General features: G+C 74.1%; 27 protein-coding genes. 14 read left to right on the top strand and 13 right to left on the bottom strand.

Annotated features, from left to right (window positions below):
* The first annotated feature begins 308 nt into the window (after window positions 1-308).
* From ACWCXH_RS02595 to ACWCXH_RS02580, 4 genes are all read left to right on the top strand, one after another.
* Window positions 309-1196, top strand: coding sequence for an alpha/beta fold hydrolase (locus tag ACWCXH_RS02595; protein WP_449799478.1), 888 nt, complete (start codon window positions 309-311; stop codon window positions 1194-1196).
* A 343-nt stretch (window positions 1197-1539) separates the two neighbouring features.
* Window positions 1540-1698, top strand: coding sequence for a hypothetical protein (locus ACWCXH_RS02590; RefSeq protein WP_449799673.1), 159 nt, complete (start codon window positions 1540-1542; stop codon window positions 1696-1698).
* Window positions 1699-2018: 320 nt separating this feature from the next.
* Window positions 2019-2657 carry a DUF6758 family protein gene (locus tag ACWCXH_RS02585; RefSeq protein WP_449799477.1) on the top strand — a complete coding sequence of 213 codons (639 nt, stop codon included), beginning with the start codon at window positions 2019-2021 and terminating at the stop codon, window positions 2655-2657.
* Between the two features lie 46 nt (window positions 2658-2703).
* Window positions 2704-3564, top strand: coding sequence for a PHP domain-containing protein (locus ACWCXH_RS02580; RefSeq protein ID WP_449799476.1), 861 nt, complete (start codon window positions 2704-2706; stop codon window positions 3562-3564).
* 65 nt (window positions 3565-3629) lie between these two features.
* Here ACWCXH_RS02580 and ACWCXH_RS02575 read toward each other — a convergent pair whose 3' ends face one another.
* Window positions 3630-4268 (bottom strand): suppressor of fused domain protein, encoded by a 639-nt coding sequence (locus ACWCXH_RS02575; RefSeq protein WP_449799475.1) that lies wholly within the window; start codon window positions 4266-4268, stop codon window positions 3630-3632.
* A gap of 356 nt (window positions 4269-4624) precedes the next feature.
* Here ACWCXH_RS02575 and corA point away from each other — a divergent pair, with 356 nt between their 5' ends.
* Window positions 4625-5749, top strand: a complete 1125-nt coding sequence (gene corA / locus ACWCXH_RS02570) for a magnesium/cobalt transporter CorA (protein ID WP_449799474.1) — start codon at window positions 4625-4627, stop codon at window positions 5747-5749.
* A 20-nt stretch (window positions 5750-5769) separates the two neighbouring features.
* On the opposite strand, the gene ACWCXH_RS02565 is transcribed toward corA, so the two are convergent.
* A complete protein-coding gene (locus ACWCXH_RS02565; RefSeq protein ID WP_449799473.1) occupies window positions 5770-6693 on the bottom strand; it encodes a DMT family transporter in 924 nt (307 codons plus the stop codon).
* Between the two features lie 123 nt (window positions 6694-6816).
* Here ACWCXH_RS02565 and ACWCXH_RS02560 point away from each other — a divergent pair, with 123 nt between their 5' ends.
* From ACWCXH_RS02560 to ACWCXH_RS02545, 4 genes are all read left to right on the top strand, one after another.
* The gene (locus ACWCXH_RS02560) at window positions 6817-7350 is read left to right on the top strand and encodes a hypothetical protein (protein ID WP_449799472.1); all 534 of its coding nucleotides are present in this window, start codon (window positions 6817-6819) and stop codon (window positions 7348-7350) included.
* Window positions 7351-7482: 132 nt separating this feature from the next.
* Window positions 7483-8778: a magnesium transporter MgtE N-terminal domain-containing protein gene (locus ACWCXH_RS02555; RefSeq protein WP_449799471.1), complete on the top strand. Its 1296-nt coding sequence runs from the start codon at window positions 7483-7485 to the stop codon at window positions 8776-8778.
* Between the two features lie 79 nt (window positions 8779-8857).
* Window positions 8858-9427, top strand: a complete 570-nt coding sequence (locus ACWCXH_RS02550; protein WP_449799658.1) for a DUF1003 domain-containing protein — start codon at window positions 8858-8860, stop codon at window positions 9425-9427.
* A 56-nt stretch (window positions 9428-9483) separates the two neighbouring features.
* Window positions 9484-10644: an Mrp/NBP35 family ATP-binding protein gene (locus tag ACWCXH_RS02545; RefSeq protein ID WP_449799470.1), complete on the top strand. Its 1161-nt coding sequence runs from the start codon at window positions 9484-9486 to the stop codon at window positions 10642-10644.
* 70 nt (window positions 10645-10714) lie between these two features.
* On the opposite strand, the gene ACWCXH_RS02540 is transcribed toward ACWCXH_RS02545, so the two are convergent.
* The 4 genes from ACWCXH_RS02540 to sigE all read right to left on the bottom strand — a co-directional run bounded on the left by ACWCXH_RS02540 (window position 10715) and on the right by sigE (window position 13860).
* Window positions 10715-11392, bottom strand: a complete 678-nt coding sequence (locus ACWCXH_RS02540) for a hypothetical protein (RefSeq protein WP_449799469.1) — start codon at window positions 11390-11392, stop codon at window positions 10715-10717.
* 222 nt (window positions 11393-11614) lie between these two features.
* Window positions 11615-12052 carry a sec-independent translocase gene (locus tag ACWCXH_RS02535; protein ID WP_449799468.1) on the bottom strand — a complete coding sequence of 146 codons (438 nt, stop codon included), beginning with the start codon at window positions 12050-12052 and terminating at the stop codon, window positions 11615-11617.
* A gap of 138 nt (window positions 12053-12190) precedes the next feature.
* The gene (locus ACWCXH_RS02530; RefSeq protein ID WP_449799467.1) at window positions 12191-13177 is read right to left on the bottom strand and encodes a zf-HC2 domain-containing protein; all 987 of its coding nucleotides are present in this window, start codon (window positions 13175-13177) and stop codon (window positions 12191-12193) included.
* A complete protein-coding gene (gene sigE, locus ACWCXH_RS02525) occupies window positions 13174-13860 on the bottom strand; it encodes an RNA polymerase sigma factor SigE (RefSeq protein ID WP_449799657.1) in 687 nt (228 codons plus the stop codon). Before sigE ends, ACWCXH_RS02530 begins: the two co-directional genes overlap by 4 nt.
* Window positions 13861-14193: 333 nt before the next feature.
* Here sigE and ACWCXH_RS02520 point away from each other — a divergent pair, with 333 nt between their 5' ends.
* Complete coding sequence (locus tag ACWCXH_RS02520; RefSeq protein ID WP_449799656.1) at window positions 14194-14826, top strand: O-methyltransferase; 633 nt, start codon at window positions 14194-14196, stop codon at window positions 14824-14826.
* Between the two features lie 112 nt (window positions 14827-14938).
* Here the strand turns inward: ACWCXH_RS02520 and ACWCXH_RS02515 are convergent, their stop codons facing one another.
* Complete coding sequence (locus ACWCXH_RS02515) at window positions 14939-15106, bottom strand: DUF3117 domain-containing protein (protein WP_014137929.1); 168 nt, start codon at window positions 15104-15106, stop codon at window positions 14939-14941.
* A gap of 297 nt (window positions 15107-15403) precedes the next feature.
* On the opposite strand from ACWCXH_RS02515, the gene ACWCXH_RS02510 reads away from it, so the two are divergent.
* The gene (locus ACWCXH_RS02510) at window positions 15404-16204 is read left to right on the top strand and encodes an enoyl-CoA hydratase-related protein (RefSeq protein WP_449799466.1); all 801 of its coding nucleotides are present in this window, start codon (window positions 15404-15406) and stop codon (window positions 16202-16204) included.
* On the opposite strand, the gene ACWCXH_RS02505 is transcribed toward ACWCXH_RS02510, so the two are convergent.
* Both ACWCXH_RS02505 and ACWCXH_RS02500 read right to left on the bottom strand, forming a co-directional pair.
* Entirely contained in the window at window positions 16189-16794 is a 606-nt protein-coding gene (locus tag ACWCXH_RS02505; protein ID WP_449799465.1) for a DNA-3-methyladenine glycosylase I, read from the bottom strand. The two genes, ACWCXH_RS02510 and ACWCXH_RS02505, sit on opposite strands and share 16 nt — an antisense overlap.
* Window positions 16791-17261: a DivIVA domain-containing protein gene (locus tag ACWCXH_RS02500; RefSeq protein WP_449799464.1), complete on the bottom strand. Its 471-nt coding sequence runs from the start codon at window positions 17259-17261 to the stop codon at window positions 16791-16793. Before ACWCXH_RS02500 ends, ACWCXH_RS02505 begins: the two co-directional genes overlap by 4 nt.
* A 118-nt stretch (window positions 17262-17379) precedes the next feature.
* Here ACWCXH_RS02500 and folP point away from each other — a divergent pair, with 118 nt between their 5' ends.
* Complete coding sequence (gene folP / locus ACWCXH_RS02495) at window positions 17380-18192, top strand: dihydropteroate synthase (protein WP_449799655.1); 813 nt, start codon at window positions 17380-17382, stop codon at window positions 18190-18192.
* 25 nt (window positions 18193-18217) lie between these two features.
* Here the strand turns inward: folP and ACWCXH_RS02490 are convergent, their stop codons facing one another.
* A complete protein-coding gene (locus ACWCXH_RS02490; RefSeq protein WP_449799463.1) occupies window positions 18218-19027 on the bottom strand; it encodes an LOG family protein in 810 nt (269 codons plus the stop codon).
* Between the two features lie 113 nt (window positions 19028-19140).
* Window positions 19141-20217, bottom strand: coding sequence for a succinyl-diaminopimelate desuccinylase (dapE, locus tag ACWCXH_RS02485; protein WP_449799462.1), 1077 nt, complete (start codon window positions 20215-20217; stop codon window positions 19141-19143).
* Between the two features lie 146 nt (window positions 20218-20363).
* Here dapE and ACWCXH_RS02480 point away from each other — a divergent pair, with 146 nt between their 5' ends.
* On the top strand, window positions 20364-21407 hold the full coding sequence (locus tag ACWCXH_RS02480) for a hypothetical protein (protein WP_449799461.1): 1044 nt from the start codon (window positions 20364-20366) through the stop codon (window positions 21405-21407).
* Window positions 21408-21720: 313 nt separating this feature from the next.
* Window positions 21721-22449 carry a hypothetical protein gene (locus ACWCXH_RS02475; RefSeq protein WP_449799460.1) on the top strand — a complete coding sequence of 243 codons (729 nt, stop codon included), beginning with the start codon at window positions 21721-21723 and terminating at the stop codon, window positions 22447-22449.
* 99 nt (window positions 22450-22548) lie between these two features.
* Here the strand turns inward: ACWCXH_RS02475 and dapC are convergent, their stop codons facing one another.
* Window positions 22549-23700: a succinyldiaminopimelate transaminase gene (gene dapC, locus ACWCXH_RS02470; protein WP_449799459.1), complete on the bottom strand. Its 1152-nt coding sequence runs from the start codon at window positions 23698-23700 to the stop codon at window positions 22549-22551.
* Window positions 23701-23720: 20 nt separating this feature from the next.
* Window positions 23721-24047 (bottom strand): ferredoxin, encoded by a 327-nt coding sequence (gene fdxA / locus ACWCXH_RS02465; RefSeq protein ID WP_030061559.1) that lies wholly within the window; start codon window positions 24045-24047, stop codon window positions 23721-23723.
* Window positions 24048-24156 lie beyond the last annotated feature (109 nt).

Here is a 24156-nt window from a genome sequence, read left to right as displayed (position 1 = left end):
CGCACCCGCAAGCCCAAGGCCGAGGCTGTCACCGAGGCCCCGGCCACCGAGGCGGTCGCCGAGGTCCCGGCCCCGCGCCGCCGGACCCGCACCCGCAAGGCCGCCGAGGTGACCCCGGAAAGCTGACGCACCCGCCCCGGAGGGGGTGTCCCATAGGTGCACGGGACTTCCCCGGCGCGCCCAAGGCACCCGCCCGCGCAGGTGCGGCCCAGCCGGTGCCCCGCGCCTCCACGTGGACGGCGGGAGTCCGTGGGCAGGCCTAGGCTCGGAGGTCGCCCCGGGTTGTCGCGCGTAGGAGAGACAGGTCCATGAGCACGCCACAGTTCCTCACCCTTCCTCGCTGTGCCCGCGCCGTGCGGATCGCGACCGAGCGGGGCGGGTTCGCGGCGCTGCGGGCCGAGCCCGGTGGGGCGGTGCGGGGGTCGGCCCTCCTGGTTCCCGGGTTCACCGGCAGCAAGGAGGACTTCATCGGGCTGCTGGAGCCGCTCGCGGCTGCCGGCTACCGGGTGACCGCCGTCGACCAGCGCGGGCAGTACGAGACCGGCGGGCCGGACGACCCGGCCGCGTACGCCGTCGAGGCCCTGGGGGCGGACGTGCGGGCGCTCACCCTGGCGCTGGCCGACGACGGGCCGCTGCACCTGCTGGGGCACTCCTTCGGCGGCCAGGTGGTCCGGGAGGCGGTGCTCGCGGCGGCGGCCGACGGGCCCCTGCCGTGGGCCTCGCTGACGCTGATGTCCACCGGGGCGGGCGCGATCGACCCGGCCGAGGCGGCCCGCACCAAACTGCTGCTCGACGCGCTGCCGGTGCTGAGCCTGGAGGAGATCTGGCAGGTCATGCGGCAGATGGAGGAGGGCAGCGGCGACCAGAGGCGCCGCCCGGCCGCCGATGTCGCCGCGTTCCTGCACCGCCGCTGGCTGGCCGGCGTGCCGCGCGCGCTGGCCGTCACCGGCGGCCACCTGGTCGCCGCGCCGGACCGGGTGGACGAGCTGGCCGCCGCCACCGCCGGGCTCCCCGTGCTGGTGCTCTCCGGCGAACGGGACTACGCCTGGCCGGTGCCGGAGCAGACGCGCATGGCGCAGCGGCTCGGCGCCCGCCGGGTGATCGTCGAGGAGGCCGGCCACTCCCCCAACGCCGAGCGTCCGGCCGCGACGGCGGGCGCACTGGCCGCGTTCTGGGCGGCTGACGACGTGGTCTGAACCACTTTCGGGACGTCGACCGCGCTCACCGCACGACAAAATTCGTTAGTTACGGTAATCTTTGATTCTGTCCGGGAATCATCACCGGCCCGCCGCGGGTTTCAATCCACTGAAACCAGGACTTAACGGACGGGCAACGGCCCGGAAGCACCGCCACGACACCGTGGTTCACGAGGCACCAGCAGCACCAGGCAAGTAGGGGGAGCCCTTGCCGCAGCAGACCGCCGCACGTACGAGCAGGCCGGTCCGGACTCACCGCCGGACGACCCGCAGGACCCCGAACGGGCTGATACCGACTCAGCCCCAGCAGCCCCTCCCGACGGGGCCGGAAAAGGAGACGCCCATGACCAAGACGATGCGCTTCGAGATCCTCCGACTGGACGACGCCAACGGCTCCGCCACCGACCGCGTGATCGCCGACGCCGAGACCGTCCGCGAACTCGTCCAGGCCGCCGCCCGCACCGGCGAGCGCCTGCTCATCCGCCCGTGCCCGACCGTCTGACCCCGCGCGGCGCCTCCGACCGGGAGACCTCACCCGCCGCCGACGAGCCCGGAGCGTCCGATCCGGACGTCCCGATACCCGACTGACGCCCCGTCACCGCGATCGCCGATGACGGGGCGTCAGTGCGTCCGCGCCCACCCCGGGCGCCACCGGCCCGACGTTTGCCGCCGCCCGCCGCTGGACATCCCCCATCCGGAGCCGCCCGCACCCGCGCCCACCCGCGCCGGACCGGGCGTCCCGCCACCGACAGGTACCGCCGAGCCCTCCGTACGGGTGATCGTCCTTGACGCGGCGGTCCGGAGGGAGGAGCGTTGTCGGCTATGAGGGGCGAGCCAAGCTGCCCGAGGTGCGCCGGTCGGGTGCGTGCCCCCGGTTTGTTTTCGGACACCTGGCAGTGCGACCGGCACGGAGCCGTGCACCCGATGCAGCCGGTGCTGCCCCCGAGCGTGGAGGCGCTCGGCGTCGCCGTCGCCCGCTCCCAGGTCCCCGTCTGGCTGCCCTGGCCGCTCCCGGTCGGCTGGCTCTACACCGGCATCGCGCACGTCGGTGACGACGTCTCCGGCGCCCGCGCCACCGCCGTCGCCTGCTCCGGGCCGGCCCCGCTCGGCGGCTTCGGCGAGCTGGTGCTGGTCGCCGAGGAGCTGGGCGTCGGCCTCGGCGCCCGGTACGCCGGGATGGCCGGGCCCGACCCGGGCGAGTCCGTCACCCTCTACAAGCCCGCCGATGCCAAGCTGATGGCCGCCGGACGGCCCACCCCGATGTTCCACGTCCCGGACGCCCCGGTCGACCGCGCGGTGTTCGTCGGCGAGGCCCGCGGGCTCTGGCTGTGGGCGGTCGCGTGGCCCGAGCAGTCGGCGCTGGTGATGTACGACGAACTGGTGCTCACCGACCTGCGCGAGGCCGGCGCCGAGCTGGACCTCCTGCCCTGCGGAGCCCTCTCCCCCCGCCTGCTGGGTTGAGCGCCCTATCCTGGGCCGCATCCGCGAGCCCCAGGAGGTCCGACCCGTGCGCATCGACCTGCACGCCCACAGCACCGCGTCCGACGGCACCGACAGCCCGGCCGAGCTGGTCGCGGCGGCGGTGGCCGCGGGCCTCGACGTCGTCGCGCTCACCGACCACGACACCGTCGCGGGGCACGCCGCGGCCGCCGGGGCGGTGCACGCGCTGCCGGCCGGCAGCCGGCTGGCCGTCGTCCCCGGGGCGGAGCTGTCCTGCGTCGTGGACGGCATCAGCATGCACCTGCTGGCGTACCTGTTCGACCCGGCCGAGCCCGCCTTCGCGGCCGAACGGGAGCTGGTGCGCACCGACCGGTTCCGGCGCGGGCGGGCGATCGTCGAGCGCTGCCGGGAGCTCGGCGCGGACATCAGCTGGGAGCAGGTGCAGCGGATCGCGGGCGACGGCTCGGTCGGCCGCCCGCACATCGCGAGCGCGCTGGTCGAGGCGGGCGTGGTGGCGACCGTCTCGGACGCCTTCACCGCCAGGTGGCTCGCCAACGGCGGCCGGGCGGACGTGCGCAAGCACGAGACCGACCCGGTCCAGGCGGTCCGGCTGGTCCGGGCGGCCGGCGGGGTACCGGTGTTCGCCCACCCCGGCGCGGTCAAGCGCGGGCGGACGGTCTCCGACGAGGTGATCGCCGAGCTCGCGGCGGCCGGGCTGGCCGGGCTGGAGGTCGACCACACCGACCACGACGAGGAGACCAGGGCCCGGCTGCGCGGCCTGGCCGGCGAACTCGGGCTGCTGGTCACCGGGTCCAGCGACTACCACGGCGGCCGCAAGACCGTCCGGCTCGGCGAGCACACCACCGACCCCGAGGTGTACGAGGCCCTGCTGGCCCAGGCCACCGGCGCGAAGCCGATCGGGGGCTGAGCCCTTGTCCGGCCTCGCGCGGGCGCGTGGGAGCGCGGGGGCGGAGCGCGCCCGGTGGCGTGCCGTCAGTCCAGGCGGACGCCGCGGCGGTCCGGATCGCGCAGGTCAGTGCCGTGGTTCAGCCAGCGCTCCTGGAGGGCGGCGGCGCCGTGGACACGCTTCCAGCCGGCCTCGTTGGGGGTCATCGGCAGCAGCGGGAGGAAGCGGACCGGGTCGGCCGGCTCGTCCAGGTCGAGGTCCGGCACCAGGCCGCCCGGCTCGGCGACCAGGACCGAGGTGAACGGCGCGCCCGTCCACAGCGGGGCGCCCAGGTCCAGCGAGCCGCCCGGGGCCACCACCAGGCCCTCCACCTGCGGCGTCGCGGCAAAGGTGACGAGGCTGCGGAGCACGTCGTCGCGGCCGCCGCGGACGGTCAGAACGAGTTCGGCGCGCGGGCCGCGCACCTGGTCGGCGACCATCGCGGTCGGGTCCGCCATCGGGGCGGCGGCCATGCCGAGGGTCGCGTAGCGGACCAGGCCGTCGGCGTCCGGGCCGAAGCGCAGCACCTCGATCCGGTCGGTGCCGAGGAAGGTGACCGCGGCGCGGCCGCTCGGCTCGCCGAAGGTGGCGATCAGCCGGGCCTCGACGGCGGCCAGCACCGCCTCCCGGGAGAGCTCCGGGGAGGAGCCGTGGGGGCCGCCGAAGAGCGGGAAGTCGTGCGCCATGCCCGTGAGCGTATCCCGCGGGGAAGGCCCGGCGCGGACGACCGGTCGGATGTTAGGGTGAGCGACTGGCCACCGGGAACCATGAGTTCGGACGTTTCGGGGCCGCGGCGCGAAGGAGGTGGTTGCGGTGGATACCGGCCGAGATTGCAGTACCGGCAGCTCTGCCCGGCCGCAGCGCCCTTCCCGCACGTCCCGCCCCACCGGCTGACCCCGCAGCGGCAGCCGGGGCGGCCCGCCCGCGGACGGACCGGCCGGGAGAGCTCCCCGCCCTTCACCGGTGTTCCTCGCCGTCGCACCCCCGGCCATTCGCCCGCCTGCGCCGCCCGTGCGGCGGCTCCTGTCCCAGGGAGCCTGCCATGTCGATGATCAACAGCCTGCGCGCCGCCGTCCGTCCGGGCCGCCGCCGTCCCGCGGTCGGCCGGTACGACGCCGTGCCGCCGGGCGATGCCGGTTCGGCCGTGGTGGACTGCGCGGTCTACCAGGACGGCCGGCGGCACGGGCAGAGCTGCAGCCCGCACGAGGCGGTGCGCCGGGTCAAGGCCGCGCGACAACTGCCGGACGGCGCAGGATCGTTCAGCTGGATCGGGCTGCACGAGCCGAGCGAGGAGGAGTTCGAGGGCATCGCGCAGCGCTTCGGCCTGCACCCGCTCGCGGTCGAGGACGCGGTGCACGCGCACCAGCGGCCCAAGGTCGAGCGCTACGACGACGTGCTGTTCGCGGTGTTCAAGACCATCCGGTACGTCGAGCACGCCCAGCTGACCCCGACCAGCGAAGTGGTGGAGACCGGTGAGCTGATGGTCTTCGCCGGGCGGGACTTCGTGATCACCGTCCGGCACGGCGGCCACGGCTCGCTCCAGGACCTGCGCCACCGGCTGGAGGCCGACGCGGACGACGCCGGGCTGCTCGCCAAGGGCCCGGCCGCCGTGCTGCACGCGATCGCCGACCACGTCGTGGACAACTACCTGCTGGTCGTCGAGCGGCTGCAGAACGACGTGGACGAGATCGAGTTCGACGTCTTCTCCAACCGCGGCGGGCGCGGCACCGACGTCGGCCGGGTCTACCAACTCAAGCGCGAGGTCCTGGAGTTCAAGCGCGCGGTGGTCCCGCTGCTGCGCCCGATGCAGCAGCTCTCGCAACCGCTGCAGGGGCTCGTCGACCCGGACGTCCAGAAGTACTTCCGGGACGTCGCCGACCACCTGGCCCGGGTCACCGAGCAGGTGCACGGCTTCGACGAGCTGCTCAACTCGCTGCTCCAGGCGAACCTGGCACAGGTGTCGGTCGCGCAGAACGAGGACATGCGCAAGATCACCGCCTGGGCCGCGATCTTCGCCGTGCCCACCATGATCACCGGCGTGTACGGCATGAACTTCGACTACATGCCCGAGCTGCACCACAGGTACGGCTACCCGTTGGTGCTCGGCGCGGTGGCCCTGATCTGCGTCGCGATGTACCGCGGCTTCCGCCGCAACGGCTGGCTGTAGCGCGGGAGTTCGGGCCGGCGTCAGCGCCGGCCGGCGCGGGCGACCAGCACCAGGCCGAGCAGGATCAGCACCACCGCCGGGTAGGCGGCCGCCGGGGGCCACTGGCCGAGCCAGAGCGCGGCGATCAGCGCCGCGCCCGGGGCCTCCAGCAGGATGGCGGTGGAGGTGACGGACGGGCCGAGCGTGCGCACCACGCGGTTGCTCAGCGAGTGGCCGAGGAACTGGGCGGCGACCGTCAGCAGCACGATCTGCCACCACACCCCGGCCGGCCAGCCGGACAACCGCGTCCCGGCGGCCAGGCAGATCCCCAGCAGCACGACCGCCGTGGTGGCGTAGCAGACCAGCGTGTAGGCGGTGGTGCTGACGGTCCTGCGGACCTCCGCGCCCAGCAGCACGTACCCGGCCGCGGCCAGGCCCGCGGCGAGCGCGAGGGCGTCGCCGAGCAGCGCGCGCGGGGAGAGCGAGAGGTCGACGCCGGTGAGCACCAGCACGCCGGCGAAGGCGGCGCCCATGCCGGTCCAGACCGTCCGGGGCGCCCGGGTGCCGAACAGCCGCATCAGCAGGATCGTCCACAGCGGGGAGGTGGTGACCAGCGCGGTCGCCGAGGCCACCGAGGTCATCCGCAGGCTCGGCATCCAGAGCGCGAAGTGCAGCGCGAGCAGGGCGCCGGCCGCCGCCGCGAGCAGCAGCGCGCGCCGGCCGATCCCGCGCAGCTCGGCGCGGTGGCGCAGCAGCGCGTACGGGCCGAGCACGCCGACCGACATGAGGTTGCGCCAGAACGCGATCGCGAGCGCGGGCGCGGCGGTGGCGCTGATCAGCGGGCCGGAGAACGAGATGCCGCTGATGGAGACGGCGAGCAGCAGGAGGTCGAGGGTGGGCAGCGGGTGCGAGGGGAACGCGCCGGCGGCGGGCGCGGGGGCGGTGGCGGGCCGGGCGGCGGGCACGGCGCTCCTTCGCGGGCGAGGGCGGCTGGGCGGCTCTTACCGTAAGGCCCGTGTCCCGGCGATGGAACTGTCGCCCGACGGGTGAGACGGCCCGCGGACGGCGGAGGCCGTACGCTGTGCGCCATGGACCGTACGCCCGCCACCGCCGACGACTTCCTCGACCAGGCCCTGTTGGAGGAGGCCGCGAAGAAGTCCGGACTGCTCTGGGTCCGCGCCGACGGCCAGGAGTACGCCCGCCCGGTCTGGCACGCCTGGCACGACGGCGCCGTGGTCGTCGTCGGCGACGGCGGCGAGCAGCCGCTGCACGGGCTGAGCGCCGGCTCCGGTGCCCTGGTGACGGTCCGCAGCAAGGACAAGGGCGGCCGCCTCACCGGCTGGCAGGCCCGGGTCCTCGAGCTGGCCCCGCACAGCGAGGCCTGGCTGGGCGCGGTCGAGGAGCTCAAGGGCAAGCGGCTGAACGCGCCCGACACCGACACCATCGCGGACCGCTGGGCCCGCGAGTGCCGGGTCCTGCGGCTGGAGCCGGCCGGCGCGCTCGCCGAGCGCCCGGGCGCGATGCCGGACGGCGCGCACACCGCCGAGCCGATGCCGACCCCGGCGACCACCCGCCGGCCGATCCCGGCCGGCCTGCCCAGACTGCTGTTCAAGCGTCGCTGAGGGTTCACGCCCGATACTCCCGGCACCGCTACCGTGCCCCGTCGGGCCGCTCCCGCACACCGCGGGTAGCCTTGGCCAGGGGGTGCACCGTGGCGCGCACCGAGCACGACGTCGAGCGAGTCGAGGGAGTTCATGGCAGGACCAGGCACCCGGGTCTTCATCTCCCACCTCTCCGCGATCGCGGTCTTCGACCCGAACGGGGACCAGGTCGGCCGGGTCCGCGACGTGGTCGTCGCACTGCGGCTCGGCGGGCGCCCGCCCCGGGTGCTCGGACTCGTGGTCGAGGTGGTCGGGCGGCGCCGGATCTTCCTCCCGATGACCAGGGTGACCAGCCTGGAGTCCGGTCAGGTGCTCACCACCGGTGTGATCAACCTCCGCCGCTTCGAGCAGCGCCCCGCCGAGACCCTCGTCCTCGCCGAACTGCTGGACCGCACCGTCACGTGGTCGAAGACCGGCGAGCCGGTCACCGTGCTGGACGTCGGCATGGTCCAGACCCGGCTGCGCGAGTGGGAGATCAGCAAGGTCTTCGTCCAGGTCGGCCGGGCCGGCCGGCTGCGCAAGGGCAAGGGCGAGCGGCTCACCCTGGACTGGCAGGACGTCACCGGCTTCACGCTGCCCGAGCAGGACCAGGGCGCCGCCAACCTGCTCGCCACCTTCGAGCAGCTGCGCCCCGCCGACCTCGCCGGTGTCATGCACCACCTCTCCGCCAAGCGTCGCGCCGAGGTGGCCGCCGCGCTCGACGACGAGCGGCTCGCCGACGTCCTGGAGGAGCTGCCCGAGGACGACCAGGTCGAGATCATCGGCAAGCTCCAGGAGGAGCGCGCCGCCGACGTCCTGGAGGCGATGGACCCGGACGACGCCGCCGACCTGCTCTCCGAGCTGCCCGGCGACGAGGCGGAGCGCCTGCTCCAGCTGATGGAGCCGGACGAGGCCGAGCCGGTGCGCCGCCTGCTCTCCTACGAGGAGGACACCGCCGGCGGTCTCATGACCACCGAGCCGATCGTGCTGGAGCCGGACGCGACGGTCGCCGAGGCCCTCGCCCGGATCCGGGTCCGCGACCACAAGCCCGCGCTCGCCGCGCAGGTCTTCGTCTGCCGTCCGCCGAACGAGACCCCGACCGGCCGTTACCTCGGCACCGTGCACTTCCAGCGGCTGCTGCGCGAGCCCCCGTACGTCCTGGTCGGCTCGCTGGTCGACGACGACCTCGACCCGCTGCCGCCGGACACCCCGCTGTCGCTGATCACCAGCTACCTGGCGACCTACAACCTGGTCGCGGCCCCGGTCGTCGACGACGCGGACCACCTGCTCGGCGCGGTCACCGTCGACGACGTGCTCGACCACCTGCTGCCGGAGGACTGGCGCGACGCCGCACTGCACGCCCGGGACGACGACCGGCACGAGACGGAGGGCACTACCGGTGGACGCTGACCGCAAGGGACGGACCGACGACGACCCCGCGCACCGGCGCCTGCGCGGCGAACTTCGGGAGCTGCGCCAGCTGCGCGAGCTGCGCACCCGCGAGGGCAGCAGCCGGGACCGCCTGGAGACCTCCCCCATCAGCGGCTCCAACCGCGCCCGGTTCGACCAGCCGCGCACCGCCCGGCCGGGCCTGCTCACCCTGCCCTCGTACGACCCCGAGGCCTTCGGCAAGCTCTCCGAGCGGATCGCCCGCTTCCTCGGCACCGGACGGTTCATCGTCTGGATGACCGTGGTGATCATCATCTGGGTGGCCTGGAACACCCTGCTGCCGGAGAACGTGCGCTTCGACTCCTACCCGTTCATCTTCCTGACCCTGGTCCTGTCCCTGCAGGCCTCCTACGCGGCGCCGCTGATCCTGCTCGCGCAGAACCGCCAGGACAACCGGGACCGGGTCAACATGGAGCAAGACCGGGCCCGCAGCGACCGCAACATCGCCGACACCGAGTACCTGACCCGCGAGGTGGCCGCGCTGCGGCACGGGCTCGGCGAGGTCGCCACGCGCGCCTTCATCTCCTCCGAGCTGAGCGGCATCCGCTCCGAACTCCAGTCCCTGCTCAAGGAGATCGACGAGCGCCGGGAGGCCTCGGAGGCGCTGTGACCGGCGGCACGCTACCGACCGGTTAAGGCGATCGTCCGGCGCCGTACCATCAAGGCATGGCCAACGAGACAGAGGTCGCGGCCGGCGTCACGGAGGACTCCGTGCGCCAGGCGCTGGCGACCGTCAACGACCCGGAGATCAACCGCCCGATCACCGAGATCGGCATGGTGAAATCGGTCGAGATCGCCGAGGGCGGCGCGGTGCGCGTCGCGGTCTACCTGACCGTCTCCGGCTGTCCGATGCGCGACACCATCGTCACCCGGGTCCGCGAGGCGGTCGGCAGGGTCCCCGGCGTGACCGGCGTCGAGGTCGAGCTCGACGTGATGAGCGACGAACAGCGCAAGGAGCTCTCCCAGCTGCTGCGCGGCGGCGCCCCCGAGCGGGAGATCCCGTTCGCCAAGCCCGGCACCCTCACCCGCGTCTACGCCGTCGCGTCCGGCAAGGGCGGCGTCGGCAAGTCCTCGGTGACCGTCAACCTGGCCGCCGCGATGGCCGCGGACGGCCTCAAGGTCGCCGTCGTGGACGCCGACATCTACGGCCACAGCGTGCCGCGCATGCTGGGCGTCGAGGGCCGGCCGACCCAGGTCCAGGACATGATCATGCCGCCGCAGGCGAACGGCGTGAAGGTCATCTCGATCGGCATGTTCACCCCGGGCAACGCGCCGGTCGTCTGGCGCGGCCCGATGCTGCACCGCGCCCTCCAGCAGTTCCTCGCCGACGTGTGGTGGGGCGACCTGGACGTGCTGCTGCTCGACCTGCCGCCGGGCACCGGCGACATCGCGATCTCGGTGGCCCAGCTGGTCCCGAACGCGGAGATCCTGATCGTCACCACCCCGCAGATGGCCGCCGCCGAGGTGGCCGAGCGGGCCGGCACCATCGCGGTGCAGACCCACCAGAAGATCGTCGGCGTGATCGAGAACATGTCCGGCATGCCGTGCCCGCACTGTGACGAGATGATCGACGTCTTCGGCACCGGCGGCGGCCAGACCGTCGCGGACGCGCTCACCCGCACCGTCGGCGCGACCGTCCCGGTGCTCGGCTCGATCCCGATCGACGTCCGCCTGCGCGAGGGCGGCGACGACGGCCGCCCGGTCGTGCTCGCCGCGCCCGACTCCCCGGCCGGCGCCGCCCTGCGCGCCGTCGCCGGCAAGCTCGGCGGGCGCCAGCGCGGCCTGTCCGGCATGTCGCTCGGCCTGACGCCCAAGAACAAGTTCTAGAGCGGTCCTCGACGAGGGGCCGGGTGGTGCGCCACCCGGCCCCTCGTCGCGTACCCGGGTGCTGCGGGCCCTACGCGCGCGTGTAGGCGGTGAGGTCGGGGACGGTCGAGAAGCCGGTGCCGTAGGCGCTGACGCCGCGGCCGTACGCGCCGAGCAGGACGCCGGGGGCCTCGCCGGCCAGCACCCAGCCGTACTCGGACTCGCGGTAGCGGAACGGCTGCGGCAGTCCGTTCACCGGGAGGCTGAGGGTGGACCAGCCGGGGCCGGCCAGGTCGTCGGCGAGGTCCCAGGCGAGGGCGCTCTGCTGTTCCAGCCAGTCCTGGCGCAGCGCCCGGTCCAGCTGGCCGGGCCAGGTGGAGGCGAGCAGGCCGGAGCCGGCCAGCCAGGCGGCGGAGGAGGCGGAGGTCGCCTCCAGGGTGCCGGTGTTGTCGGAGCTGCGGCGGCTGTCGCGGCGGGCGACGGTGACGACGACGGCGAACTTCCGCGTGTCGCGCGGCTCGTACTGTCTGGCCGGCTCCTCGCCGTGGCCGAGGGTGCCGTAGTCGACGCTGCCGGACGCACCGGCGCGGAGGCCGCCGGCGCCGGCCTGCATCAGGTAGCGGCGGCCGGTCCAGCCGTCGTCCAGGCCGTACCAGGGGAAGTCGGCGGACAGGTAGGGCACCAGCGGGTCCGCCGGGCCGGCCTGCCCGCCGACCACCGGGCCGCCGGCCGTGGCCGTCGCCCCTCCCGCCTGACTCGTCGCGTCCATCCCCGGGCCTCCTCAAACGCACGTGTGCCTGCCGCGGCCGCTCCCTTGGTGGCGGGCCCCGGCGCCCCGCCGGACGTCCCACGGCCCGCACGGGCGCGGGATCTGACGGACAGCTCGACGGGAGCAATCAGCACAATAGCGGCGCGCACGACGCCGCCCCGCTCAGTCGTGGGTGAGAGCGGGGCGGTGGCGTGGCCGAAGACGGACGGCGCGGGGGCGCGGTCAGGTCGCGTCGGGGTCGAACGGGGGGCGCTCGCCGGGCTGGAGCGGCGGGCCGGAGGAGGCGGCGGCCGGGGCGGCGGCCTTCCCGAAGCTGACGCTGTCGGGCCGGCCGTTCACCGGAGCCGCGGGCTTGTCGTCCAGGACGGACCGGATGTCGAGCGAGTCCTTCATGTCCTTGAAGCCCAGCGGGTCCTCGTTGCCGCCCATGAGCTGCTTGCGGACGAAGGTCTTGGGGTGCAGGTCCTCGAACTCGAAGTCCTTGAACTCGGGGCCCAGCTCGCTGCGGATGTCCTCCTTCGCGCTGTCGGCGAAGGAGCGGACCTTGCGGATGAAGCCCATGGTGTCCTGGATCAGCTTCGGCAGCTTGTCGGGGCCGAAGATGATGATCGCCATCACGATCAGGGTCAGGATCTCCAGCCCGCCTACGTCGCTGAACACCTATGCTCCCTAGCTCGTCGGACGACGGTTCCTACAGGGTAATGGCCACCGGCGGGTCCCTGCTCCACGGCGTGATGAACCCGTGGTAAAGACCAGCCGATGGCCGGAGCCGTCCGCGAGCGGCGCTGTGACGGGTGTCTAGCGAAGTTCCCGGTGCAGGGTGGTGTACCCGCCCGGAGGGCGGTCCGGCAGCGACGGCGGGGTCGCGGCGACCGGGCGGACCGGGAAGTCCACCGGAACCTGCGCGTTCATCGGGACCAGTCCGCCGGTGCGGGCGGGCGTGCCGACCGGGCTGACCGAGGTGCCGTGCTGGTCCTCGCTCGCCGCGGTGAGGCCGCCGAAGCCGCCCAGCGTCACCGCGGCCACCGAGAAGGCGCCGGCGGCGGCGAAGGCGAAGCGGCGCCCGCGCGGCGCGGACGGGCGGACGACGGCCACCGCGGCGTCCGGCTGCGGCCGGGCCGGGGCCTCGGGGCGTGGGGCGCGCCGGCCCATCAGCGGGCGCAGCACCGCGCCGCCGCGGCCGAAGGCGCGCGGGTCGACCCCGGGCAGCGGGGTGTCGGCGCCGAGTGCGCCCGCGCCGAAGGAGGCGCCGGCGCCGCGGCCGAACGAGCCGCCGTTGAGCCGGCTGCCGCCGAGCGTGCCGGGGTCGGTGACGCCGCCACCGGGCAGGTCGTCGTCGTCCCGGCCGGTCCGCCAGTCGGAGCCCGCCTGGTCGTCGTCCGGGAGGCTGCCGACGGCCATCAGCCGGGCCATCAGCGCCGAGGACGGATCGGGGGTGCCGGTGCGGGTCAGCAGGTGCTTGACGGCGCGGCCCTCGTCGGCCTCGGCGAGGCACTGCGGGCAGGTCGCCAGGTGGGCCTGGACGCGCTCGCGGGAGTCGTGCCCGAGCTCGCCGTCGAGGAAGGCGGAGAGGCGCTCGCCGAGGTGGTGCTCCTCGACGGCGGGTTCGGCGGGACGCACGGCCACGGCGCGCAGCTCGGCGTCGCCGGGCAGCGGGGCGGCGGACGGTCCGGGCTCGCCCGGCTCGTCACCGCCGCGGCGGCCCGGCAGGGACCAGCCCCGCCTGGCGGCGGACCGGCCGGACGCCTCCGGACGGCCCGACCCCGAGCGGCCGGATCCGCTCACGATCGCCTCCGTCCGCACCCGCCCGGCACCACCGGGACCTCACCGGCGGCGGCGCCGACCCGCACCGGCTCCGCCGAGCCGCCGCGGCGCTCGCGCCCGGGGGCCGAGCCGGGGGCGCGGTGCTTGAGCGCGGCGCGCAGGTGGGAGCGGCCGCGGTGGATGCGGCTGCGGACGGTGCCGAGCTTGACGCCCAGCGTGGCGGCGATCTCCTCGTAGGACAGGCCCTCGATGTCGCAGAGCACCACGGCGGCGCGGAACTCCGGGGCGAGGGTGTCCAGGGCGTGCTGCACGTCGGCGTCGAAGTGGGTGTCGCTGAAGTGCTGGGCCGGGCTGGGCTCGCGGGAGGCGAGGCGCTCGGCCGCGTCGTCGCCGAGCGCGTCGAAGCGGATGCGCTGGCGGCGGCGGACCATGTCCAGGAACAGGTTGGTGGTGATCCGGTGCAGCCAGCCCTCGAACGTGCCGGGGGTGTAGGTGGACAGCGAGCGGAACACCCGGACGAAGACCTCCTGGGTGAGGTCCTCGGCGTCGTGCTGGTTGCCCGTCAGGCGGTAGGCGAGACGGTAGACGCGGGCGCTGTGGGCCTCGACGATCTCCTCCCACGTGGGCGGAGTCCAGGTCTGCGCGTCGGGGCCCTCGGTGAAGGTCGCGAGGGCGGGGGCCTCGGTGGTACCGGCGTCCGGCATCGCGGCGGCGGGCTGGTCCAGGTCGGAGTGCGCAGGCTGGTTCATCACGGGCTTCGGCGTACGGGCCGACGCGGTGCCGCGGACGTGCCGCCGCACGGGGACGTCGCCCTCGGCCACACCTCCTCGGTCGGCTCTTCTGCCCAGCAGGGCCACCACCATATCCACCTCACCCGTCAAGCCCGGATAAAAGTGCCCGGGAGGTCTCCCGTACCCGGTCCCTCCTCACAACGGCCCGCCGCCGTACGCGGTTCCCGGTCGGCCAGTAATCTGTGGCAGGAAATATCGACATCCCCCGGCACCGGGCCGCCACCCGGGGCTCCGAAAGAGGCAGCCATCAGCGAGTTCGGGCCCGCGCGTGCGGCCCTCGCCGACACCTACGTGGGCGAGGACGCGGTGCTGACCTACGCCCGGGCGCAGTCCGCGCGGACGGGGATACGGGCGATCGGGCCGAGCGGCGGGGCGTGCCTGCGGCTGCTGGCGGCCGCGCTGGACGCCAAGGCGGTGGCCGAGATCGGCACCGGGACGGGGGTCTCGGGGGTCTACCTGCTGCGCGGGATGCGGCCGGACGGCGTGCTGACCACGGTGGACTCGGAGCCGGTGCGCCAGCAGCTGGCGCGCGAGGCGTACCAGGCGGCGGGGTTCGCGGCCAACCGCTCGCGGTTCATACCGGGCCGGGCGCTGGAGGTGCTGCCGCGGCTCGCGGACGGCCAGTACGACCTGGTGTTCTGCGACGGCGATCCGGCGGAGTCGCGGGAGTACCTGGCGGAGGCGCTGCGGCTGCTGCGGCCGGGCGGGATGGTCTGCTTCGAAGGGGTCTTCCAGGAGGGCCGGCTGGCCGAGCCGGAGCTGCAGGACCCGCAGACGGACGCGGTGCGCAACCTGGTCCAGGACGTCCGGGAGAGCGGCGAGCTGCTGCCCGCGCTGCTGCCGGTCTCGGACGGCCTGCTCTGCGCCGTCAAGCGCTGAGCCCTCCCGGCCGGTCCCGGCCCGGTCCCGGGAAGCCGCGGGCCCGGGCCGACGTGACGTCGTACCCGGGCCCGGCAGCACATCTCCAGGAGATGGCGAGCACCTGCTGCGGTCAGCCGCAGGCCTTCTTCAGGGCCTCGCCGAGGGCGTCGGCCTCGTCAGGCGTGAGCTCCACCACGAGGCGTCCGCCGCCTTCGAGCGGAACGCGCATGATGATGCCCCGCCCCTCTTTGGTGACTTCGAGCGGGCCGTCACCCGTCCGCGGCTTCATGGCCGCCATGCTCGTTCCCCTTCCTGCAACCGCTCAGCTACGCACCGGCAGTCCGTCCACCGCCGGTATCGAACGCATTGATCGGAAGCCATTATCCCGCATGCCACCGCCTGATGACCAACATCACTCTCGGTGCAACCTCGGCCGGACCGGCCCCAACCACCGTATTTCCCGTCATAAGCCACCGCTCGGCAGCGGTGCGGACACCACCGGAAGGTGCGATACCTCACACTCCCCAGCCGGCCCGGTGCTCCGGCATCCTGACACCCGACGACACCGCAGCGATCACAAGGGAGCCCCTCGCCCATGTCCGATTCCGTGCTGTACGAGCTGGACGGCGGCCTGGCCGTCATCACGATCAACCGTCCGGAGGCGATGAACGCGCTGGACGTCGCGACCAAGGTCGCGCTGCGGGACACGACGGCCGCCGCGGCGGCCGACCCGGCGGTGCGGGCGGTGCTGCTGACCGGGGCGGGCGAGCGCGCGTTCTGCGTCGGCCAGGACCTCAACGAGCACCTGGCGATGCTCAAGCGCGCCGACGAGACCGGCGAGAGCGCGCTGCGGACCGTCGGCGAGCACTACAACCCGCTGGTGCGGGCGCTGGCGGGGATGCGCAAGCCCACCGTCGCGGCGGTCGGCGGGGTCGCGGCGGGCGCGGGCGCCTCGCTCGCCTTCGCCTGCGACTTCCGGATCCTGTCCGAGAAGGGCGGCTTCAACACCGCGTTCGCCGGGATCGGGCTGACCGCCGACTCGGGCGCCTCGTGGACGCTGCCGCGACTGGTCGGGCACGCCAAGGCCACCGAGCTGCTGATGCTGCCGCGGACGGTGAAGGCCACCGAGGCGATGGAACTGGGCCTGGCCACCAAGGTCGTCCCGGTCGAGGAACTCGCCGCCACCGCACGGGTCTTCGCCCGCGAGCTGGCCGAGGGCCCGACGGTGGCCTACGGCGCCGTCAAGGAGTCGCTGGCGTACGGGGCCTCGCACTCGCTGGACGAACTGCTCGACAAGGAGTACGAGCTGCAGACCCTGGCGGGCGACAGCGAGGACCACCGGATCGCGGTCCGCGCCTTCATCGCCAAGGAGAAGCCCGTCTACCGGGGCCGCTGAGCCTTCCGCGCGCTGCGCACGTGGCAGGCCTCCAGGTGGTCGTCGACCAGACCGCAGGCCTGCATGAGCGCGTAGGCGGTGGTGGGGCCGACGAAGCGGAAGCCCTCCTTCTTCAGCGCCTTCGCGAGCGCCGTCGACCCGGGCGTGACGGCCGGAACCTGCGCCATCGTGCGGGGGGCCGGCCGGTCCGGGTCGCCGGCGAAGCCCCAGATCAGCTCCTCCAGGCCGCCGTCGAGCTCGCGGGCGGCCCGGGCGTTGGCGATGGCCGCCTCGATCTTGGCCCGGTTGCGGATGATGCCGGTGTCGGCGAGCAGCCGCTCGACGTCGGCCTCGCCGAACTCGGCGACCTTCCCGATCTCGAAGCCGGCGAACGCGGCCCGGAAGCCCTCCCGGCGGCGCAGGATGGTCAGCCAGGACAGGCCGGACTGGAAGGCCTCCAGGCAGACCCGCTCGAACAGGGCGTCGTCGCCGTGCACCGGGCGGCCCCACTCGGTGTCGTGGTAGACCCGGTAGTCGTCGGTCGAGTCGCCCCAGCCGCAGCGGCGCAGGCCGTCGGCGCCGAGGACGGTGCCGTCCTGCGGCTCGGTCACCGGTCCTCCACCGGCTTCGCGTCCTCGGGCGTCCCGGAAGGCTCGACGACCTTCGCGAACTCCTCCAGGCCGGGCAGCGGTTCGGCGCCGGTGTCCGGTCCCGTGGTGGCCTCGACCGCACCGCGCAGGTGGGCGGCGGCCTCCAGCTCGGCGATCCGCGAGTCGCGGTGGGCGAGTTCGGCGCCGAGGCGGTCCAGGACGTCGTCGACCTCGTCCATCCGGTAGCCGCGGACGGCCATCGGCAGGCGCAGGTCGTCCACGTCCGCCCTGCTGAGCGGACGGTCCTGCGGCAGCCGCGCGGCGAGGCGGTCCTGCACCGCCTCCGGCATCGACCCGCCGCCGCCGAGCGCCACCAGCGCGGCACCGCCGACCACCACGGCCATGGCGACCACGATCACCCAGAACACGAGCTGTCCTCCCGACTTCCCGGCCGGCCTGCTGTCAGGTGCCCGGACCGCGCTGATCATGACAGCATGGTCCCAAGTGAGGCCGGGGGCCATCATCGCACCCTGGGGAGTCGTGGAGGAGACATCGGTGGCGCTGCGCCTTGGACCGCGCGAATTCGGTGACGACGAGCTGGTGATCATGGCCATCGTCAACCGGACCCCGGACTCGTTCTTCGACCGGGGCGCGACGTACGCGGACGAGGCCGCGCACGCCGCCGCCGACCGGGCGGTGGCCGAGGGCGCCGCGATCCTGGACATCGGCGGGGTCAAGGCCGGGCCGGGCGACGAGGTCACCGTCGAGGAGGAGCTGCGCCGCACCGTGCCGTTCGTCGCGGAGCTGCGCAAGCGCCACCCCGAGGCCGTGATCAGCGTGGACACCTGGCGGCACGAGGTCGGCGAGGCGGTCTGCGAGGCCGGCGCGGACCTGCTGAACGATGCCTGGGGCGGGGTGGACCCCGAGCTCGCCGGGGTGGCCGCGCGGTACGACGTGGGGCTGGTCTGCACGCACGCGGGCGGCGCCGAGCCGCGCACCCGGCCGCACCGGGTGGGCTACGAGGACGTGATGGCGGACATCCTGCGGGTGACCGTCGGGCTGGCCGAGCGGGCCGTGGAGCTGGGCGTGCGGCGGGACGCGCTGATCATCGACCCGGGGCACGACTTCGGCAAGAACACCCGGCACTCGCTGGAGGCGACCCGGCGGCTGCCGGAGATGACCGCGACCGGCTTCCCGGTGCTGGTGTCGCTGTCCAACAAGGACTTCGTCGGCGAGACCCTCGACCGGCCGGTGGACGAGCGGCTGCTCGGCACGCTCGCGACGACGGCCGTCTCGGCCTGGCTGGGCGCACAGGTCTACCGGGTGCACCAGGTCGCGCAGACCCGGCAGGTGCTGGACATGGTCGCCTCGATCCGGGGCACCCGGCCCCCGGCGGTGGCCCGCCGGGGGCTGGCCTGAGCGCGGGCGGTCGGATCTCGTCGGCTCAGATCTCGTTGGCCGGCCGACGGGCGTCGGCGAGGATCTTCATGACCTCGTCGATCTCGTCGGTGATGTGGAACAGCTCCAGGTCGCGCGGGGCCGCCTTGCCCTGCGCGACGAGGGTGCTCTTCAGCCACTCGTAGAGCCCGCCCCAGTAGGAGCTGCCGAAGAGGATCACCGGGAAGCGGGTGACCTTCTTCGTCTGGACGAGGGTGAGCGCCTCGAACAGCTCGTCCAGCGTGCCGAGCCCCCCGGGCAGGACCACGAAGCCCTGGGCGTACTTCACGAACATCGTCTTGCGGACGAAGAAGTAACGGAAGTTCAGCCCGAGGTCGACGAACTCGTTGAGCCCCTGCTCGAAGGGCAGCTCGATGCCGAGACCGACGCTCAGGCCGCCCGCCTCGGAGGCGCCGCGGTTGGCGGCCTCCATGGCGCCCGGGCCGCCGCCGGTGATCACCGCGTAGCCGGCCTCGGCGAGCGCCCGGCCGATGGCCACGCCGGACTCGTACTCGGGGGAGTCGACCGGGGTCCGGGCCGAGCCGAACACGCTGATCGCGGGCGGGAGTTCGGCGAGGGCGCCGAAGCCCTCGACGAACTCGGAGGTGATCCGCAGCACCCGCCACGGATCGGTGTGCAGCCAGTCGGTCGGTCCGGTGGTGTCCAGCAGGCGTTGGTCCGTGGTGCTCGTGCCGACCTGGTCCCGGCGCACCAGCACCGGACCCTTCTGCTTCTCGGGCCAGGCCTTCTTCTTCCGCGGCACGCCGACCTGCTCGGGGCCGTGCCCGTACTGCTTCTCGTCTCCTGTGCCTGTCATGACGAAACCCTACGCCGACCTTCCCCCGATTTCAGGCAACGGGGAAAGGTCGGTTGGGCAACCGGAAGGTGGCGTTCGGCTCCTGGCCGGACCGGCCCCGGGCGAGTCCCGGGTCAGCTGGTGAGCCAGCTGCGCAGCCGCTCCTCGGTCTCGGCGATGGCGCTCAGCGAGCAGTGCTCGTCCCGCTTGTGCGCGAGGTTCGGGTCCCCGGGACCGTAGTTGACCGCCGGGACGCCGAGCGCGCTGAAGCGGGCGACGTCGGTCCAGCCGAACTTGGCCCGGGCGGTGCCGCCGGTGGCGGCCAGGAAGGCCTGCGCGGCCGGCTGGGAGAGGCCGGGCAGGGCGCCGGGGGCGAAGTCGGTGACGGTCACCTCGAAGCCGTCGAAGACCTCGCGGACGTGCTTCTCCGCCTCCGCCTCGCTGCGGTCCGGCGCGTAGCGGAAGTTGACCGTCACGACGCACTCGTCCGGGATGACGTTGCCGGCCACGCCGCCGTCGATCCGCACCGCGTTCAGGCCCTCGCGGTACTCCAGGCCGTCGATCTCCACCCGGCGCGGCTCGTAGGCCGCGAGCCGGGTGAGCACCTCGGCGGCGTGGTGGATGGCGTTGTCGCCGAGCCAGCTGCGGGCCGAGTGGGCGCGCACGCCGGTGAGCCGGATCTGCGCCCGCACGGTGCCCTGGCAGCCGCCCTCGACGACGGCGCCGCTGGGCTCCATCAGCACCGCGAAGTCGGCGGCCAGCCACTCGGGCCGCTCCTTGGCGAGGTGGCCGAGGCCGTTGCGGTGGGCCTCCACCTCCTCGCAGTCGTAGAACACGAAGGTCAGGTCGCGGTTGGGCTCGGGCAAGGTGGCGGCGAGCCGCAGCTGGACGGCGACGCCCGACTTCATGTCCGAGGTGCCGCAGCCGTAGAGCAGGTCCCCGTCGACGTACGAGGGCAGGTTGTCGGCGATCGGCACGGTGTCCAGGTGGCCGGCCAGCAGGACGCGCTCGGAGCGGCCGAGGTGGGTGCGGGCCACCACGTTGTTGCCGTACCGGTCGACGGTCAGGTGCGGGTAGGCGCGCAGGGCGGCCTCCACGGCGTCGGCGAGCGGCTGCTCGTCGCCGCTCACGGACGGGAAGTCGACGAGCCGGGCGGTCAGCGTGCCGCCGTCGAGGGTGAGGTCCAGAGGCGTCGTGTCGGAGCTGCTCATGGGCGCCAGCCTAGTGCGCGTGGCCTGGGCCCCGTGTGGCAGTCGTGTGACACGGTCGGCGATGCGTATCGGCAACCGGGGGGCGCCGCACACCCGTCCGAGTGGGTACGGTGTCGGATCAGGAAGCAGGCGCGAGAGGGGCGAGGGTGGCCAGGAAGAAGAGCGAGGATCAGGGCGACGAATTGGCGCCCCCCCGCCGCGGGCCGCTGCGCGCCCTGCTGCTCGTGATCGTCGGACTGCTAGGCCTCGCACTGGTCGCCGGGGCGGCCGTGGTCGGCATCTGGTGGTTCGGCTTCAAGGAGAGCGAGCCCGAGGGCTGCACGGTGAAGACCGCGACCGGCGAGGGCACCCTGGAGCTGTCGCAGGCCGGCAACGCCGCGACGATCGCCGCGGTGGCGCGCTCGCGCGGGCTGCCGGACCGGGCGACGGCGATCTCGCTGGCCACCGCCATGCAGGAGTCCAAGCTGCGCAACCTCGCGGGCGGCGACCGGGACTCGATCGGCCTGTTCCAGCAGCGCCCCTCGATGGGCTGGGGCACCGCGGCGCAGATCCAGGACCCGGTCTACGCGACCAACAAGTTCCTGGACGGCCTGGTCAAGGTGCCCGGGTACACCCGGCTGCCGCTGACCGACGCGGCGCAGGCGGTGCAGAAGAGCGGCTACCCGCAGGCGTACGCCAAGCACGAGACCAAGGCGACGCTGCTCACCTCGGCGCTGGCCGGCCGCGAGCCCGCCTCGTTCACCTGCGTCGTGCACGACTACGCCAAGCCGGACCCGGGGGACGACTCGGCGTCGCCCACCGCGAGCGCCTCCGCCACCCCGGCCGCGGCGCCGGACCGCACCCAGGTGCTCTCCGACCGGGTGCGCCGCGAGTTCGGCCGCACCGTCACCGCGGCCACCGGCTACACGTCGACGATCAAGGGCGCCGAGAGCGCCGTCGCGCTGACCCCGGACCCGTCCGCCGCCGCGCTGACCACCTCGGCGGACGCCGGGGCCGACGCCGCCGCGGCCGCCGAGCGGGCGAGCGGCTGGGAGGTCGCGCACTGGGCGGTCGCCCAGGCGCAGCAGCTGGGCATCGCGACGGTGGCCTACGACGGGAAGATCTGGCGCAAGACCAAGTCGGAGGACGGCTGGCAGCCGCAGCCGACCGGGACGACGACCAAGCTCGTCCAGGTCACCCTGGCCGCGTGACGCGGGTTGACGCACTGACGTGCGGGTTGCCGCCGGACGGGTGATTCCGGGTCAACCCCGTGTCGACGCCGGGCCCGGCCGCCCGTTCCGGCGGCCCCGGGTGGAGAACCGTCACTCCCCTTGCCCGGCGCAGGATCCACGGCCCCCGGCGGGCTCCGGTGGGGCGCTTCCTTGTAGTCATACGATCCGATGGTCGGTCGGACACTTTCCTTGCACCGGCCGAAACCTTCTGGCTTCTCAAGCGGTAACAACGTCGTCCGCCCGGTCGTCCACCCGGCGGACGGGACGGACCCAGACCCTTCCGAGGAGCCCCATGTCTCACCCCCTCACGCGCCGGATCGCCCAGGCCGCGCTCGTCGTGGCGGCCGGAGCGACCCCGCTGGTCGCGGCCGGCTCCGCGTCCGCCCTGGGCGGCGACGCCCTGCTGCCCAAGAGCGACCTCGCCGCGCCGGTGGGCCAGCTGACCAACACCGACGCGGGTTCCAGCCTCCAGCACACCACCCACGAGCTCGGCACGGCCGCCGGGACCACCAGCGCCGCGACCGTCGCCGCGGGCGTACCGGCCGCCGCCGACGCCACCGGCGACATCGTCGCCAAGCAGCTGCCCGAGGCGAACGAGAAGGCCGGATCGCTCGCCGCCCCGGTCGACAAGACCGCCGCCACCACCGGCCGGCTCTCCGCCATCACCCCGAAGGTCGCCTCGGCGCTGGCCGGCAAGCTCGGCGAGGCCGTCACCGGCAAGGCCATGGGCACCCGCAGCGCCGGCGCGGTCACCCAGGGCCTGCCCGGCGCCGACAAGCTGTCCGGCGCCGTCCCCAGCACCAACGCCGTCACCGACGCCCTGCCGCTGCAGTCCGTCGAGCGCACGCTCCCGGGCGGCCTGCCCGGCACCGACGTCCTCGGCCTCGCCCAGCACGGCTCGGAGAACCGCCTCGGCGGCACCGACCTCGGCCCGAACAACCCGCTGTCCGGCCTCACCGGCGCGCTCGGCCCGGTCGGCGGGCTGCTGGGCGGCGTGAACGGCGGCGGCCTCGGCGTCTAGACCGCCCGCGGACGCGTCCGCAGACCGGCCCGCACAGCCGGGTCGAAGACCGTGGAGGGGCCGGTGTCCGGGACACCGGCCCCTTCGTCCACCGCCCTGCTAGCGCGCCGCGCCCAGCCGCTCGACGGCCGCGGCGACCCGCTCGTCCGTCGCCGTGAAGGCGACCCGGACGAACCGTTCGCCGGCCGGACCGTAGAACTCCCCGGGCGCCACCAGGATGCCCAGCTCGGCCAGTTCGGCCACGGTCTCCCAGCACGGGCGGTCCTGGGTCGCCCACAGGTAGAGGCTCGCCTCCGAGTGCTCGATCCGCAGGCCGTACGCCTCCAGGGCCGCCCGCAGCGCCGAGCGCCGGGCCGCGTAGCGCTCCCGCTGCTCGGCCACGTGCGCGTCGTCCTCCAGCGCGGCGATCGTCGCCGCCTGGACGGGCGCGGCGACGATCATGCCGCCGTGCTTGCGCAGCCCCAGCAGCTCCTTGACCACGACCGGGTCGCCCGCCACGAAGGAGGAGCGGTAGCCGGCCAGGTTGGAGCGCTTGGAGAGCGAGTGGACGGCCAGCAGGCCCTCGTGGTCGTCCCCGCACACGTCCGGGTGCAGGACGGACACCGGCTCGGCCTCCCAGCCGAGCTCCAGGTAGCACTCGTCGCTGACCAGCAGCACCCGGTGCTCCCGGGCCCAGGCGACCGCGCGGCGCAGCTCGTCCCTGCCGAGCACCCGGCCGGTCGGGTTGGACGGCGAGTTCACCCAGAGCAGGCGCACCCGCGAACCGTCCAGCTCGTCCACCGAGTCGTACTCGACCGGCTCCGCGCCGCACAGCCGCGCGCCCACCTCGTAGGTCGGGTAGGCGAGGCGCGGGTAGGCGACCTGGTCGCCCGGGCCGAGGCCGAGCTGGGCCGGCAGCGAGGCCACCAGCTCCTTGGAGCCGATGGTCGGCAGCACGGCCTGCGGGCCGATCTCGGCGCCGCAGCGGCGGTGCAGCCAGCCGGCGATCGCCTCGCGCAGCTCCAGCGGGCCCCAGACGGTCGGGTAGCCGGGGGTGTCGGTGTGGACGGCCAGCGCCTTCTGGATCACCTCGGGGACCGGGTCGACCGGGGTGCCGACGGAGAAGTCGCACAGGCCGCCCGGGTGGGCGAGCGCGGTCTCCTTGTACGGCTCCAGCTTGTCCCAGGGGAAGACGGGCAGGCGGTCCGAAACGCGGCGCGCCGCCCCCGGGTGGCCCGGGAACGGCGCGCGCGTGCTGTTGTCGGTGCTCACAGCTCAGATGCCACCGATCGTCAGTGGTCGGCGTTCTGCGGCGGCAGAGCGGCGATGAACGGGTGGTCACGCTCGATCAGGCCGAGCTTCGAGGCACCACCGGGCGAACCGAGGTCGTCGAAGAACTCGACGTTCGCCTTGTAGTAGTCCTTCCACTCCTCGGGAGTGTCGTCCTCGTAGAAGATCGCCTCGACCGGGCAGACCGGCTCGCAAGCGCCACAGTCGACACACTCATCCGGGTGGATGTAGAGCGATCGCTCGCCCTCGTAGATGCAGTCAACCGGGCACTCTTCGATGCACGCCTTGTCCTTCACGTCGACACAAGGCTGCGCGATGACGTAGGTCACGCTGTCGTTCCTCCTAGGAAGGGCCGGTTGGCGGCCCGTTCTGTTCTACTCGCGTGCGCGGTGCGCGCGGCGTCGTCGATGCCCGCCCCTAGTATCGCGGGTCGGAGAC

Source organism: Kitasatospora sp. NPDC001660, from assembly GCF_053596725.1.
The sequence above is the reverse complement of the archived record's forward strand: the minus strand, read 5'-3'. Positions and strand labels throughout refer to the sequence as shown.

Bases quoted from the DNA above. Each gene is read 5' to 3' on its own strand.
- ACWCXH_RS02475 (WP_449799460.1), top strand. From the start codon at position 21,721: ATGTCTCACCCCCTCACGCGCCGGATCGCCCAGGCCGCGCTCGTCGTG.
- sigE (WP_449799657.1), bottom strand. From the start codon at position 13,860: ATGCCGGACGCCGGTACCACCGAGGCCCCCGCCCTCGCGACCTTCACC.
- ACWCXH_RS02545 (WP_449799470.1), top strand. From the start codon at position 9,484: ATGGCCAACGAGACAGAGGTCGCGGCCGGCGTCACGGAGGACTCCGTG.
- folP (WP_449799655.1), top strand. From the start codon at position 17,380: ATGGCCATCGTCAACCGGACCCCGGACTCGTTCTTCGACCGGGGCGCG.
- ACWCXH_RS02595 (WP_449799478.1), top strand. From the start codon at position 309: ATGAGCACGCCACAGTTCCTCACCCTTCCTCGCTGTGCCCGCGCCGTG.
- ACWCXH_RS02560 (WP_449799472.1), top strand. From the start codon at position 6,817: ATGGACCGTACGCCCGCCACCGCCGACGACTTCCTCGACCAGGCCCTG.
- ACWCXH_RS02500 (WP_449799464.1), bottom strand. From the start codon at position 17,261: ATGATCAGCGCGGTCCGGGCACCTGACAGCAGGCCGGCCGGGAAGTCG.
- ACWCXH_RS02585 (WP_449799477.1), top strand. From the start codon at position 2,019: ATGAGGGGCGAGCCAAGCTGCCCGAGGTGCGCCGGTCGGGTGCGTGCC.
- ACWCXH_RS02515 (WP_014137929.1), bottom strand. From the start codon at position 15,106: ATGGCGGCCATGAAGCCGCGGACGGGTGACGGCCCGCTCGAAGTCACC.
- ACWCXH_RS02575 (WP_449799475.1), bottom strand. From the start codon at position 4,268: ATGGCGCACGACTTCCCGCTCTTCGGCGGCCCCCACGGCTCCTCCCCG.
- ACWCXH_RS02555 (WP_449799471.1), top strand. From the start codon at position 7,483: ATGGCAGGACCAGGCACCCGGGTCTTCATCTCCCACCTCTCCGCGATC.
- ACWCXH_RS02490 (WP_449799463.1), bottom strand. From the start codon at position 19,027: ATGACAGGCACAGGAGACGAGAAGCAGTACGGGCACGGCCCCGAGCAG.
- ACWCXH_RS02590 (WP_449799673.1), top strand. From the start codon at position 1,540: ATGACCAAGACGATGCGCTTCGAGATCCTCCGACTGGACGACGCCAAC.
- ACWCXH_RS02540 (WP_449799469.1), bottom strand. From the start codon at position 11,392: ATGGACGCGACGAGTCAGGCGGGAGGGGCGACGGCCACGGCCGGCGGC.
- corA (WP_449799474.1), top strand. From the start codon at position 4,625: ATGTCGATGATCAACAGCCTGCGCGCCGCCGTCCGTCCGGGCCGCCGC.
- dapE (WP_449799462.1), bottom strand. From the start codon at position 20,217: ATGAGCAGCTCCGACACGACGCCTCTGGACCTCACCCTCGACGGCGGC.
- ACWCXH_RS02510 (WP_449799466.1), top strand. From the start codon at position 15,404: ATGTCCGATTCCGTGCTGTACGAGCTGGACGGCGGCCTGGCCGTCATC.